The sequence below is a fragment of the Algibacter sp. genome (assembly GCF_039977455.1).
Classification (GTDB): Bacteria; Bacteroidota; Bacteroidia; order Flavobacteriales; family Flavobacteriaceae; genus Algibacter_B.
In genome coordinates, this window is sequence record NZ_JBDWDG010000018.1 from 1 (window position 1) to 14442 (window position 14442).

The 14442-nt window shown below is 33.9% G+C and carries 15 protein-coding genes; 10 read left to right on the forward strand and 5 right to left on the reverse strand.

The genetic code is table 11. The features are described 5' to 3' along the window. The coding region (locus ABJM36_RS07950; RefSeq protein ID WP_348450921.1) for a toxin-antitoxin system YwqK family antitoxin at positions 1–622 on the forward strand (622 nt) is incomplete at its 5' end. Between the two features lie 81 nt (positions 623–703). Here ABJM36_RS07950 and ABJM36_RS07955 read toward each other — a convergent pair. Next, a complete protein-coding gene (locus ABJM36_RS07955; RefSeq protein ID WP_348450922.1) occupies positions 704–1687 on the reverse strand; it encodes a fasciclin domain-containing protein in 984 nt (327 codons plus the stop codon). Positions 1688–1867: 180 nt separating this feature from the next. Here ABJM36_RS07955 and mnmA point away from each other — a divergent pair, with 180 nt between their 5' ends. Genes mnmA through ABJM36_RS07985 form a run of 6 tightly spaced genes read left to right on the forward strand, consistent with a single transcriptional unit; the run spans position 1868 to position 7895 of the window. Then, positions 1868–3055, forward strand: coding sequence for a tRNA 2-thiouridine(34) synthase MnmA (gene mnmA / locus ABJM36_RS07960; protein ID WP_348450923.1), 1188 nt, complete (start codon positions 1868–1870; stop codon positions 3053–3055). 26 nt (positions 3056–3081) lie between these two features. Beyond that, positions 3082–4704 carry a S8 family serine peptidase gene (locus ABJM36_RS07965; protein ID WP_348450924.1) on the forward strand — a complete coding sequence of 541 codons (1623 nt, stop codon included), beginning with the start codon at positions 3082–3084 and terminating at the stop codon, positions 4702–4704. After that, positions 4704–5645, forward strand: coding sequence for a nitronate monooxygenase (locus tag ABJM36_RS07970; RefSeq protein ID WP_348450925.1), 942 nt, complete (start codon positions 4704–4706; stop codon positions 5643–5645). The genes ABJM36_RS07965 and ABJM36_RS07970 overlap by 1 nt, the downstream gene beginning before the upstream one ends. 43 nt (positions 5646–5688) lie before the next feature. Further along, entirely contained in the window at positions 5689–7065 is a 1377-nt protein-coding gene (locus tag ABJM36_RS07975; RefSeq protein ID WP_348450926.1) for an MATE family efflux transporter, read from the forward strand. A 10-nt stretch (positions 7066–7075) separates the two neighbouring features. After that, complete coding sequence (locus ABJM36_RS07980) at positions 7076–7303, forward strand: hypothetical protein (RefSeq protein ID WP_348450927.1); 228 nt, start codon at positions 7076–7078, stop codon at positions 7301–7303. Positions 7304–7325: 22 nt separating this feature from the next. Continuing rightward, complete coding sequence (locus ABJM36_RS07985; protein WP_348450928.1) at positions 7326–7895, forward strand: phosphatase PAP2 family protein; 570 nt, start codon at positions 7326–7328, stop codon at positions 7893–7895. On the opposite strand, the gene meaB is transcribed toward ABJM36_RS07985, so the two are convergent. Beyond that, positions 7892–8968 (reverse strand): methylmalonyl Co-A mutase-associated GTPase MeaB, encoded by a 1077-nt coding sequence (gene meaB, locus ABJM36_RS07990; RefSeq protein ID WP_348450929.1) that lies wholly within the window; start codon positions 8966–8968, stop codon positions 7892–7894. The two genes, ABJM36_RS07985 and meaB, sit on opposite strands and share 4 nt — an antisense overlap. Positions 8969–9061: 93 nt before the next feature. Continuing rightward, on the reverse strand, positions 9062–9616 hold the full coding sequence (locus tag ABJM36_RS07995) for a DUF2911 domain-containing protein (protein ID WP_348450930.1): 555 nt from the start codon (positions 9614–9616) through the stop codon (positions 9062–9064). A gap of 398 nt (positions 9617–10014) precedes the next feature. On the opposite strand from ABJM36_RS07995, the gene ABJM36_RS08000 reads away from it, so the two are divergent. From ABJM36_RS08000 to ABJM36_RS08010, 3 genes are read left to right on the forward strand one after another with little or no spacing between them, the layout of a single operon-like run. Further along, positions 10015–10566, forward strand: a complete 552-nt coding sequence (locus ABJM36_RS08000; RefSeq protein ID WP_348450931.1) for an RNA polymerase sigma factor — start codon at positions 10015–10017, stop codon at positions 10564–10566. Continuing rightward, complete coding sequence (locus tag ABJM36_RS08005) at positions 10550–11128, forward strand: hypothetical protein (protein WP_348450932.1); 579 nt, start codon at positions 10550–10552, stop codon at positions 11126–11128. Before ABJM36_RS08000 ends, ABJM36_RS08005 begins: the two co-directional genes overlap by 17 nt. Before the next feature lie 13 nt (positions 11129–11141). Then, positions 11142–12719, forward strand: a complete 1578-nt coding sequence (locus ABJM36_RS08010; RefSeq protein WP_348450933.1) for a hypothetical protein — start codon at positions 11142–11144, stop codon at positions 12717–12719. A 24-nt stretch (positions 12720–12743) separates the two neighbouring features. Here the strand turns inward: ABJM36_RS08010 and ABJM36_RS08015 are convergent, their stop codons facing one another. Together ABJM36_RS08015 and miaA are read right to left on the reverse strand one after the other, a co-directional pair. Further along, positions 12744–13418 (reverse strand): GNAT family N-acetyltransferase, encoded by a 675-nt coding sequence (locus ABJM36_RS08015; protein ID WP_348450934.1) that lies wholly within the window; start codon positions 13416–13418, stop codon positions 12744–12746. 4 nt (positions 13419–13422) lie between these two features. Next, the gene (gene miaA, locus ABJM36_RS08020; RefSeq protein WP_348451016.1) at positions 13423–14337 is read right to left on the reverse strand and encodes a tRNA (adenosine(37)-N6)-dimethylallyltransferase MiaA; all 915 of its coding nucleotides are present in this window, start codon (positions 14335–14337) and stop codon (positions 13423–13425) included. Positions 14338–14442: the final 105 nt, after the last annotated feature.

Genomic DNA, 14442 nt, shown 5'->3' on the forward strand with positions numbered 1-14442 from the left:
TGGTAAACGACATGGCGTATGGCAAAAGAAATTTGAAGGTACAGATGTTTTAAGGTACGAAGGGCAGTTTGCTCATGGTAAGGAAATAGGGTTGTTTAAATTTTATAAGCATTATAAAAATAAAGCCATTTTATCTGCTACTAAATTGTTTAATGAAAATAACCAAAAGGCTGAAGTAAAATTTTTGGCATCGAATGGCAGGGTTATTAGTGAAGGGATTATGGATGGTAAAACCTATGTTGGTACTTGGAAGTATTATCAAAAAAACTCTGATCAATTACTTATAATTGAAAATTATAATGACAATGGTGCTTTAATTGGTGAGCGTTTGGTGTATTATCCCAATGGGCAAATTGCCGAAAAGCAAAATTATGTTAATGGAATATTAGACGGTGAATCCTGTTGGTTGTCTGAAAATAATGTAGTGCTTAAAACTTATGTATATGAAAACGGAGAACTACATGGTGATGCAAAGTTTTACAATCCCAAAGGTGAATTACTATCGGAAGGTCGTTATAAACGAGGCAAAAAAGATGGTATTTGGAAGTTTTATGAGAATGGAAAAATTGTAAATGAAAAGGACTTCACCTATAAGCCTAAATATATAAAAAAAACGCCTTAATTTCTTAAGGCGCCTCTTTTATCGTAGACCATAATAGTAATACTTACTAAGTATAACCTACAATTAACAAACCAAACTATATTATTCCATAGCAGGAAGAATTACTTTATCAATAACGTGTACAACGCCATTAAGGCCTTGAATATCCACTAATGTTGTGATAATATTACTTGTTCTGCTATTGGCATCGGTTAGGGTAAAAGTAGAGGTGTTGGCAGTTATTGTACCACCAAGTGTATTTACTTCTCCACTAACTAATGCGCTAGATTGTACATTGGCATTTACAATGTGGTTTAATAAAGCGGCATCAACCGTAGAGGTTGCAATCTCTGTAAGTGCACTAACATTTAATTCTACTAATAAATCAGCAAAAGCATCATTAGTAGGAGCAAATACAGTATAAGGTCCTGCATTTGCATTAGATACTGTTTCGATGTATGGAACGGTTGGATTCCCAGAATCGGCATATACTAATGCATCTACCAAAATAGATAATGCAGGATTTGTAGTTGCAAATGTTGCTATTGTAGGTAATGCTATAACTTTATCAATTACATGAACAATACCATTTGTGGTAGTTACATCGGGTATCGAAACTTTGGCGCCACCATTAAATGTTACGCCAGCGGTTCCATCAAAATATATACTAAGTTTTGTTCCGTTAGGGCCATCAGCTAAGGTGTTTGTATAACCTGTATTTCCAGAAAGATCTGATGAAGTGATATTAGAACCAGCAATAACATGGTTTAATAAAATCTGCGTTAAAACATTGTTAGGCACTTCCGATAATGTACTATAACCATGATCTGATAAGAAAGCCATAAAAGCTGCATTTGTTGGGGCTAATACCGTTTTGTCTCCAGTGGCTGTTAGTGCATTCACTAATCCTGCTTGTACTACGGCATCAACTAGAATGCTTAAATCGTCAACAGATTGCGCCGTTTCAACAATATTAAGCTCCATAGGAGGTTCAGTCATATTATCATCATCATTGCTGCAAGAGCTAAAGGCTAACAGAAGGACTAGGGCTACAGTTATTTTTTTTAAAGAATTTAAAGTTTTCATAGTTTCAAGTTTTTTAATTTTGTTTAACAAATATATTAAATAATTAAACATAATTTATGTTTTGTTTAATAAAATTTATTTTAAATTAAACAAAAATGCATTTTTAGGATTGGTTTTCATAGGTGCTAAACACATTGAAATCTTACAATTATATGTATCTTTGTAAACTAATTTTTAAGAATGAAACGCGTTATTATTGGACTTTCTGGAGGTGTAGATTCTAGTGTTGCTGCATACTTGCTACAACAACAAGGCTATGAGGTTATTGGTTTGTTTATGAAAAACTGGCATGACGATTCGGTTACCATTTCTAATGAATGTCCTTGGTTGGATGATAGTAATGACGCCATGTTGGTTGCCGAAAAATTGGGTATACCATTTCAAACGGTTGATTTAAGTGAGCAGTATAAGGAGCGTATTGTTGATTATATGTTTCATGAATATGAAAAAGGCAGAACACCAAACCCAGATGTTCTTTGTAATAGAGAGATAAAGTTTGATGTTTTTATGAAAATAGCAATAGATCTGGGTGCAGATTATGTAGCTACTGGCCATTATTGTAGAAAAGGAACTATTAAAAAAGGGGATGAAGATGTTTTTCAGCTATTAGCTGGTGTTGATGGTAATAAAGATCAATCGTATTTTCTGTGTCAATTATCACAAGAACAATTATCAAAAGCATTATTCCCTATTGGTGAGTTAACCAAACCAGAGGTTAGAAAAATAGCAACCGAATTAAATTTAGTAACTGCCGAAAAGAAAGATTCTCAAGGTCTTTGTTTTATAGGAAAAGTTAAGTTACCAGATTTTTTACAGCAACAACTTAAACCTAAAGAAGGGGTTATTGTAGAAGTGCCTAAGGAGCAAGCTGTTTATAATGAGGTAAAAACTCAGTTTGATTCTGAAATAGAAAAATTAGAATATCTATCTCGAAAAATTGATTACAACATTAATCAAGGTAAAGTCGTAGGGAAACATCAAGGCGCTCATTATTTTACAAAAGGTCAGCGTAAAGGTTTAGGCGTTGGTGGTACTGTAGAGCCTTTGTTTGTTATTGATACCGATGTTAAAGAAAATATAATTTACACTGGTCAAGGAAAAGCACATCCGGGTTTATATAAAAAAGCATTATTTGTAAGTAATGAAGAATTACATTGGATTCGTGAAGATTTAGCTTTAAAACTTGACGAAACCATGCAGGTAAAAGCAAGAATTAGATACCGACAAACTTTAGAGAATGCTACCCTTCATAAAGTAGATAGCGGATTGTATGTGGAATTCGAAGAATTTCAATCGGCAATAACCGAAGGACAATTTGTGGCTTGGTATATTGATGATGAATTAATTGGTTCCGGAGTAATTTCATAACTTAGCAAAGCTAAAGCCTAAGTGTTATGAAAAATGTATCCATTCTATTTGTAGTTTTTGTTTTGTCTATTTTTAATGCCTCTGCTCAATTAGAAGATGCCTGGGTTTACTTTAGCGATAAAGACAATGTTTCTGCTTCATTAGCTAATCCTAATACCATACTTACCCAAAAGGCTATTGATAGAAAAAATGCACATAATATTACTATCGACGAAAGAGATGTTCCTGTTAACGAAGCCTATATTTCTCAAGTTAAAGATGTAGATGGTATTACAGTATTGGCTAAATCTAAATGGTTTAACGCTGTACATGTTAGAGGAAGTGAAGCTCAAATTCAAGGATTAACAAGTTTGGGGTTTATAAATACTATCGATTTTGCAGATAAAAGTTTAAATGCAAAACAAATGGTAAATAATAAACAGGATAAACAGTTTAAATTAGAAAGCGCTTTAACTTCTTTTGATTATGGCGATTCTGGTAATCAAATAGAAATGTTTAAAGGAGATGTATTACACCTTGAAGATTATACTGGTACCGGAATGACAGTTGCAGTTTTAGATGCTGGTTTCCCAAATGTTAATACGATGACCTCGTTTAAACGATTACGAGATGCGGGTAACCTTTTAGGAAGTTACGATTTTGTAAACAGAGATGTGAATGTATATACCGGTACAGCTAGTAATCATGGAACTTTGGTATTGAGTGATATGGCTGGTTTTATTGAAAGTGATTTTGTTGGTACTGCTCCTGATGCATCCTATTACTTATTTATAACAGAAGATGCTTCAGATGAAAACCCCGTAGAAGAAAGTTATTGGGTTGAAGCTGCCGAACGTGCTGATAGCTTAGGTGTCGATGTTATTAATACCTCACTAGGCTATAAAGACTATGGACCCAATTATACAAGATATAGCCATTCAGATGCCGATTTAGATGGCTTTACAACCTACATAACTCGTGGTGCTAATATTGCTTTTGAAAAAGGTATGCTATTGGTTACTTCTGCTGGAAACTCTGGAAGTGATGGGGTAGGTGCACCTGCAGATTCTCCAAATGTATTTTCTATAGGGGCTGTTAACCCTTCAGGAGAATATGCTTATTTTAGTTCTGTTGGTAGTGCCTTTCAGCCTACTCAAAAACCAGATGTAGTGGCTCAAGGTTTTCCAAGTGTTGTAATTTTAGAAAACAATAATATAGTTAATGCTAATGGGACATCTTTTAGCTCACCTATTATTGCAGGCGGTATGGTGTGTTTGTGGCAAGCATTACCAGAAAAATCGAATGCTGAAATTATGCAATTAGTAAGAGAGTCGGCATCACAATATAACGCACCAGATAATTTTTTAGGATATGGAATTCCTAATCTTGAAATGGCTTTAAATACGGCATTATCTGTTGAGCATGAAGTTGCTAATAATGCGTTTAAAATGTATCCCAATCCAGTTTCTAATAAATTGTATATTGAATTACCTTCAGATGACGAGATAGTGTCTGTTGCGCTATATGACGTTTTAGGAAAAGAAATTAGTGCTTATCAAATGGCTTCTTACCAACATGAAATAAATACAATGGCTTTATCAAATGGTGTATATTTTATTAGGGTAGAAAGTAGCACCATTTCAAAAACTTTCAAAATAATAAAGCAATAATGTCTAATAGAATTACATCGTTATTCCATACTAAGTATCCTATTATTCAAGCAGGAATGGTGTGGAATAGTGGTTGGCGGTTAGCATCGGAATCAAGTAATTCGGGCATATTAGGGCTTATTGGTGCTGGATCTATGTATCCTGAGGTTTTGCGAGAGCATATTCAAAAATGTAAAAAAGCAACCAATAAACCTTTTGGTGTCAATGTACCTATGCTATATCCTAACCTTCAGGAAATAATGGATATTATTGTTGAAGAAGGGGTTAAAATTGTATTTACCTCTGCTGGAAATCCAAAAACATGGACTTCTTGGCTAAAGGAACGTCGAATAACTGTTGTTCATGTGGTGAGTAGTGTCAAATTTGCATTAAAAGCTCAAGAAGCAGGTGTCGATGCTATTGTAGCTGAAGGTTTTGAAGCTGGAGGACACAATGGTCGTGACGAAACGACAACCTTAGCATTAATTCCTATGGTAAAGGAGCAAATACAAATTCCTATTATTGCCGCTGGAGGAATTGCTACAGGAAGCGCTATGTTGGCAACTATGGTATTAGGTGCAGATGGTGTCCAAATTGGCAGCCGGTTTGTAGCTAGCCATGAAAGTTCAGCACATCCAGCTTTTAAAGATGTTGTAGTTAATGCGAAAGAAGGCGATACGCAATTAACATTAAAAGAGTTAGCGCCTGTTAGGCTGATTAAAAATAGTTTTTATAACCAAGTTCAAGACTTATATCAAAAGTCACCTACCAAAGAACAACTTAAAGAATTATTAGGTAGAGCACGAGCAAAACGTGGTATGTTTGAAGGCGATCTTGAGGAAGGCGAATTAGAAATTGGTCAAATTTCAGGATTAATTCATAATATAAAGCCAGTTGCTAAAATAGTTGAAGATATAATAATGGAATTTGAAATGGCTAAAAAAAACGTCTTAAATCTTTAAAAGAAATTTACTTTAAGTATGAAGTAAAGATTACTTTTGCAGGATGCAAATTAGTAACTACACAAAAGAATTTAAATACAATTGGCAACTAGCTGCTCCTGTAATGTTGGGCATGTTAGGGCATACTTTTGTTAGTTTTGTAGATAATATCATGGTAGGGCAACTAGGAACGGCGGAACTTGCTGCTGTGTCTTTAGGTAATAGTTTTATGTTTATTGCCATGTCTTTAGGTATAGGGTTTTCTACAGCTATTACACCACTAATTGCAGAAGCTGATTCTTCTAAAGATTTTATAAAAGGAAAATCGGCATTTAAGCATGGATTATTTTTATGTACAGTTTTAGGCATATTACTGTTTTTACTAGTTTATTTTGCAAAACCACTTATGTATTTAATGAAACAACCTGTAGAGGTGGTCGAGTTGGCTATTCCTTATCTAGATTTGGTTGCGTTTTCATTAATACCTTTAATAGTATTTCAAGGTTTTAAACAATTTAGTGATGGCTTGTCTATGACTAAGTACCCTATGTATGCTACATTAATTGGGAATATTATAAATATAGTTTTAAATTATTTATTAATTTTTGGCAAGTTTGGTTTTCCAGAATTAGGCATTGTAGGTGCAGCTTACGGTACTTTAGCTTCTAGGTTAATTATGGTTTGGTACCTATGGTATTTGCTTAAAGGAAAAGAAAAATCGAAAGCTTTTGTTACCAATATTAAATTTTTTGTGCTCGATAAGTTAATGCTTAAAAAGATTTTAAATTTAGGAGCGCCTAGTGCCATGCAAATGTTTTTTGAAGTTGCCATTTTTACAGCAGCTATTTGGTTAAGTGGTTTACTGGGTAAAAACCCTCAAGCGGCTAATCAAATTGCATTAAATCTTAGTTCCATGACCTTTATGGTAGCTATGGGTTTAAGTGTCGCTTCTATGATTCGGGTAGGCAATCAAAAAGGATTAAAAGCCTATTTTGAATTACGACGTATTGCGTTTTCATTATTTTTAATGGGTACCTTATTTGCCTTTTGTTTTGCCTTACTTTTCTTTGCTTTTCATGATTACCTTCCAAGAATATATGTTGATTTTAATGATCTAGAAAATTATACAGATAATATGGAGGTAGTAAGTATTGCATCAAATTTATTAATAGCTGCAGCTATATTTCAAATTAGTGATAGTATTCAAGTTGTTGTTTTAGGTGCCTTACGCGGATTGCAGGACGTTAAAATACCAACTGTAATAACGTTTATATCGTATTGGTTAGTTGGTTTTCCTATAAGTTGGTTTTTAGGAGCCGAAGATGCCTATGGCAGTTTTGGTATTTGGTTAGGATTATTGGCTGGTTTAACAACAGCTTCAATTTTATTATACATAAGGTTTAACTATTTGACAAAAAAGTTAATTTTGTCGAACAAATAATATTTAAAAAATGAGTCTTCCAAAATTTATATTAGGTGATAACACCGAATTCCCAAACGCTATCTATGTGATTCATACCGAGTTTCCCAGATTCATTATTAATCTTGAAAACGATGAGGTAGAATGGTTTGAAGATTTTGATGCAGAAGACCAGAAGGAACTAGAGGTTGAAACAGAAAACGCAATTAAAGAAGCTACAGATTTTTATGATAGTGAAGTGGCTAAGTACGATGAATAAAAACAGTAATACATTTATATAAATGATTGATCAGCTTTTACAATATGATACCGAGTTATTCGTATATTTAAATGGATTAGGTTCGGCTACCTGGGATGGTTTATGGTTAGCAATAACGCATAAGTTTACTTTTGCCCCGTTATATGCCCTTTTATTGTTTTTACTTTACAAACAATTTGGACTAAAATCTTTATTGATTTTTATAGTGATTATCGCTTTAATGGTAACATTTACAGACCAAATAACTAATGTTTTTAAGCGTACTTTTATGCGACCACGACCTTGCGGCGCTGAGGATATAGCTGATAAAATTCGATTTATAGCTGTGCGTTGTGGTAAATATGGTTTTTTCTCTGGACATTCTTCAAATACTATGGCAGCAGCTGTGTTTACAGGTTTAATGCTTAAACCGTATTACAAAAATTTAATTTTTATACTATTGCTATGGAGTGCTATTGTTGCTTATAGTAGGATTTATGTTGGAGTTCATTACCCTTTAGATATTTTTTGCGGAATGACCTTTGGCGCTTTGTCTGGATTTATGTTTTTCAAATTAGCAACTTATGCCATAAAGCGGTTTGTAAAGGATTAATCTTTAATCCTTAATAAATAATCGGCAGCAGCAAAAGGAGTGGTTTTGTTGTTTTCTAAAAGCTGTATTTGTTCCTTTAATGCCTTTTTGATTTTAGGTGTACTAAAGAAATTAGATTTTAATTGATTTTCTACGGTTTGAATGAGCCAATATTTATTCTGTTCTAATCTGTTTTTGTGGAAGTAATTTGTTTTAGTTGTTGCATCTACGTATTCTAAAATAATGTCCCAAATAGCTTCAATCCCTTGGTTTTTTAGTGCGCTACAAAGCATAACCTTAGGTTGCCATTGCGATGACTTTTCAGGGTAGAGGTGTAGGGCTCTTTTAAATTCAACTTGTGCTAATTTGGCTTGTTTTATGTTGTTGCCATCGGCTTTGTTAATGGCAATAGTATCGGCCATTTCAATAATGCCTCGCTTTATGCCTTGTAATTCATCACCGGCGCCAGCAAGTTTTAATAGTAAAAAGAAATCGACCATACTATGAACAGTGGTTTCACTTTGTCCAACACCAACAGTTTCTATTATGATAACATCGAAACCTGCAGCTTCACATAAAATAATGGATTCTCTAGTTTTTCTAGCCACACCACCAAGCGAATCACCAGATGCTGAAGGACGAATAAAAGCATTATTGTCTTTTACCAAGGCCTCCATTCGGGTTTTATCGCCTAAAATACTGCCTTTGGTAATACTGCTACTTGGGTCTATGGCTAACACAGCAACCCGTTTTCCTAGTGATGTTAAGTGTTTGCCGAAAGCTTCTATAAAAGTACTTTTGCCAACACCAGGAACGCCAGTTATTCCAACTCTAATCGATTTATTGGCATGAGGTAAACAGGCTTTTAGTATCGTATTAGCTTGTGTTTTGTGGGAGGTGTTTTTACTTTCTACAAGTGTAATAGCTCGGCTTAAAGCTGTTATGTTTTTATTTAAAATTGAGCTTACTAGAGTTGGGGTATCTAGTTTGGCTTTACGTTTTTCTTTAATTACAGCTATAGACGCTTTGTTAGTGGTTTCGGAAATGGAAACACCTTCTTTTTCTTTTAAAGCAGATTTGTTTTTTTTGGCCATAGCTAATCCCGGTTTTTCGGGAAATACACGAACGTTTGTCTAAATTTACGATTTTATTTTTATTGACTGTACATGGTGACAGAGACCATAAATTTATTTAAGTGGTACTGCAATCTTTACATCGTCCCAAGCCATGGTTAATAACAAATTATCTGTTGAGTTATCGAAAGCAATAGTAAATTGCTCAACATGGTTAGGTAATGGTTGAACAGGAACTTCAATATTTAAAGCATCGTAATTAGGATCCCACATGGGTTGCATTTCGGCATTTACACCCCAAGAATACTGTTTAGAGTTAAAAATAACATTCCAGGTAGAGTCCTTAGGAACCGTCCAAAGTGTATATTTTCCTGCTGCTAAGGGCATACCATTTACTTGTAATGGTTTATTAGTTTCAAAGGTAGTAGCTTCGTTGGCACCTGTACGCCAAACTTGATTATAAGGCACTAAGGCTCCAAAAATATCACGGTCCTTGCGGTATGGACGGTTATAAAATACTTCAAGTTTTAGGTCGTTTAATTTAAATTCTACAGTATCTTTTGGACTTAATCGTTTTGCAAAAATGTTTTCAACTAAGGTTGAATATAAAAATAAACCCAATGCTATTATTGATAATAGAATTAAGGTGCGCTTTAAAAAGGTGTTCATTTAGAGAAATTTATTAAGCTATAAAGATAATTTAATTGGAATAACTGATAAAGTAGAAACGTTAAATTATTTAGAATTGTTGTGAGGGAGAAAAGGCAGAAGACAGATGACAGGTTACTGAAGTTGAATGATGTATGGAAACTGAGCTTGCAACTGCGACTTTGAACTGCTAATTACAAACTTGCCCGCGTTAGGGATAGTAGTGGATAGCCCACAGCCCGACGCAGGAGGTGCGAGGACTTTTAACGGATAGCCCGGCCCTTGTGGTAACGCCCAAATTGTTTTTTTTGAAAAAAAATAATATTTTTTGCAACACTCTTATTTTTTAATCGTCTTTTAAATGAACTAACCGCTCTATATGATGCATAATGTAGAGATAAACCAAAAGTAATTCAAGCATGTTTCAAGTTGACATTATTGAGCAATGTAAACAGAACAACCGTAAGGCGCAATTGCAGTTATACAACCAATACTGCGATGGTATGTATATTGTTGCTAAACGGTTTTTAAAGGATGCTGCCGATGCCGAGGATGTAGTGCAGGAAGCTTTTATAAAGGCCTTTACTAAACTACATCAATATCAAGCTGAGGTTACTTTTGGGGCATGGTTAAAACGTATTGTGGTTAATAAAAGTATTGATTTTTTAAAGGCTAAAAAGTATACACTTGTTGAGTTGCACGAGGGGCATTTGAAAGTTATTGATACATCTAAGGACGACAAATGGTTAGTAGAAGATACGGTAACATTAAACGATGTTAAATTGGCAATTAACGCTTTGCCAGAGACGTATAAATATGTTGTAATGCTGTATTTAATTGAGGGGTATGACCATCAAGAAATTTCGGAGATTCTAGATATTTCTGAAGTAGCATCGAGAACACAACTATCTAGAGGAAAAGTAAAATTACAAAAATTGTTAACACTAAAGAAAGATGGCACAAGATCTTAAAGAGTTGTTTAAAAACGACCAAATAGCCCATGAGGAAATGCCAAAAAACCATCAAGATCGTTTTCTTGATAAATTGGAAGGTGCATTACCGCAGCAGCAATATGCTAAATTTAGTTGGCTTAAAATAGCTGCTAGTATTGTGGTGCTTTTAGGTATGAGTTTTGGAATTTTTAAATATTTTGAAGCGCCAATTATAGCTAACACCCCAGAGGTAGTTAATACTAAAACTATTGAAACCAAAACATTAGGTGATATTTCGCCAGGTTTAAAAAAAGTAGAGGATTATTATTTAGCTAGTATAAATTTAGAATTAGCAAAAATGACTTATACTCCAGCAACTAAGGAGTTGTTTGATGGGTATTTAAGTCAACTAAATGAACTTGATAAAGCCTACCAAAAACTATCTTTAGAGTTAACAGAATCTGGACCAAGTGAGTTAACAGTTAATGCTTTAATTGATAATTTAAAATTGCGTTTAAATTTATTATATCGATTAAGAGCACAGTTAAAAACATTTAATACTTCTGAAGGTTTGTCGGAAGAAGTATCTCAATCAATCTAAAAAAAATCAAAAAATGAACAGTTTTTATATAAAAATCAAATTTGTGGTACTTTGCTTTCTTATTTCGGGAAGTATAATGGCACAGCAAAAATTAACAAAAGTATCGCAAGCTATTAAAGTTGAAAAGGACGTTGTTGTAGATTTAAACACAAGTTATTGCAATATTGTTTTTGATACCTGGAACAAGAACACCGTTGAAATAGAAGCTTATATTGAAGGTGATAAATTAAGTAAAGATCAACTGGATGAGGCCATAATGCATTGGGACATCGATATTGATGCAACTACAAAAAAAATTACAATAAATACGGGTAGTGGGCATGGGCCAAATGCTATGTGGGTGCACCATGAAGCCTATGATTGTGATAATTGTGATGAGGATTATGGTGTTGGTGCTATATTGGAGGAATTAAAATTTGAACTTGCCGATATGCCTCAAATTCATATGGATTTACCAGAAATTCCGGAAATACCACAAATGTTTGAAATGCCAGAAATGCCAGAATTACCAGAATTACCTGAAGGTGTTAATGCTATTGCTTTTGACTATGAAATGTACAAGGAAAAAGGAGAGGAATATTTGAAGAAATGGTCACAAAAGTTTGAGTCGAAATACGGAAAAGATTATGCTAAAAAAATGGAGGCTTGGGGCAAGAAGTTTGGAATAGAATGGAATGATAAGTATGGTGATGATTTTGCGAAAAAAATGGAAGTATGGGGAGAAAAATTTGGTAAAGAATGGGGAGAAAAGTATGCAGAACGTATGGAAGCATGGGGTGAGCGTTTTGCCGAACGCATGGAGGCTGAAGCGAGTCGGGTAGAAGCCCAGGCAGAACATATAGCTGCCAATGCAGAACGAATGGCTGCGGAACAGGAAGGTGCTAAAATACATATGGAAATAGCTAAAGAACATGCCAAGGAGCGTAAAGAACATTTAAAGGAACGTGACGTTTTAATTAAAAAAAGAGAAATAGAAATAGAGAAGCTTTTGGATAATAAGCCCTTAAAGAAAGTTAAAAAAACGATTAAAATAAAATTACCTAAAGATGCAAAGTTAAAGGTAAATGTAAAGTATGGTGAGATAGAATTTGCTAATAATATTGATAATTTAAAAGCCGATTTAGCGTATACTAAGTTAAAAGCTTTAAGTATTAATGGGAGTTCTACTTCCATTAATGCTTCATATTCGCCAATACATATTACCCATTGGAATTTGGGCGAATTAAATTTAAATTATGTAAAACATGCAAATCTTGAACATGTTACGCATTTGGTTTTAAATTTAACATCATCCGAGGTGGATATCGATACCTTAACAGGAAGTGCAATAATAGATAGTAATATTGGCGATGTTGATATTTATAATATTGAAGACACGTTTAAAAACTTGAATATTATTTTACAAAATAGTAATGCTGTTATAGGGTTACCTAAAACAGATTATAATTTAAAATATAAAGGCACGCATTCTCGATTGTCACAGCCCAATAAATCTGTTAAAAATAATACGTCTAACTTTTCTTCTGGCGATCCTACTAGTGAAAAAACGATTTTAGTTCATGCTAAGTATAGTGATATAACTATACAGTAATTCTACTTTTTTATTTTGGTAATGTTAACTGTTTATTTGCCAGAATTCTAATTTTCTTCGGGTTATAAAACCAAGTTTTTTATACAGATTTATAGGTCCAAGATTAGTTTGATCTACATGTAAAAAAGGTGTTTTGCCCTTCTCAAATATTTTATTGGACGTATGGGTAACGAGCTGTTTCGCATAACCGTTTCCAACATAATCAGGATGTGTTATAACACCGCTAATTTCGGTAAAATGCTCCGTTTGCATGCGCTCGCCTGTTATGGCTACCAATTTTTGATCTTTAAAAATGCCAAAGTACCTTCCTAAGGTATTGGTTTTAGGTTTAAAAAAATCAGGGTAAGCAATGGCTACCAAACCCAAAATTTCTTCTTGATGGCTTGGTTTAAGTTCTACAATACTTTCTGTTATTGGATGGTCTATTTTTTTATAAAGGATCATTTGTAAACCAACATACTGAATGGGTGGTTTAAAAGATGAAGGCATTTTAGGTTTTTCACCTACCATAAAAAAGGATGGCGTTAATTTAGAATGTTCTAATATTGCTGAAGCAGTATCTGCTCCTTTAATGAAAGCCCCGAATGGAGTAAAATCAGGATGATACATTTTAGTATTACCGTAATCTATCGCTTGTTGGGTATGTTTTTGTGTTATGGAAAACCAAACAGGATTATCTAAAACATTTTCGTTGTGCATAGTATTAATTGATATAAGCGTCTAATTGTGTAGTAATGGTATCTATTTGGGTATCGAAATTAAACCAAAGCGTGTCTTCTTTTTTCTTAAACCAAGTGAGTTGGCGTTTAGCAAAACGACGTGTGTTCTTTTTTATTTCGGATGTCGCAAATTCTAAATCCCAGGTGCCATCTAAATAGTTGAAAAGCTCTTTATACCCAACCGTATTTAAGGCATTTAGGGCCTTATAATCTAGTAAAGTTTTTACTTCGTTTAGCAATCCTTCTTGCAACATAATATCCACGCGTTGGTTTATACGTTGGTAAACAAGTGGTCTATCTGCCATTAAACCAACGGTAATGGTTTTAAAATTCCGCTTTTCTTTTCCTTGATTTAAAAATGAAGAATAGGGTTTACCAGTGCCTATACAAATTTCTAAAGCTCTTGTTACCCGATGTGGGTTATCTATAGCAATGGTATTGTATGAAGTTGGATCTAAACGTTGCAAGTGATCTTGAAGGGATTTTAGTCCATTTGTTTTCAATTGGGAATTTAATGCTTCGCGAATGCTAGCATCTACTTCCGGAAAATGGTCTAAACCTTTTGTAACGGCATCAACATACAATCCTGATCCACCAACCATTATTACTACATTATGATCCTTAAATAGGCCATCTAAGCATTGCAGAGCATCTTTTTCGAATGCGCCCACATTATATGGATCTTTAATAGATTTATGATGTATAAAGTGGTGTTTAGCACTAGCTAGCTCATCGGGAGTTGGTGCAGCGGTACCAATTTGCATTTCTTTGAAAAATTGACGCGAATCAGCCGAAATAATTTCAGTGTTATAATATTGTGCTAATTTAATACTAAGCGCCGTTTTTCCTATGGCTGTTGGGCCAACTATGGAAATTAAATATTTAGTATGTGAGTTTATAGCTTGGTGATTTTTATTTGGTAAAGTTAATTTGAATTAATGATTAATACCAATTTAAGTATTAACAAAGTTTTGTTTTATGGGAATTATTAGAAAAGCTACTGA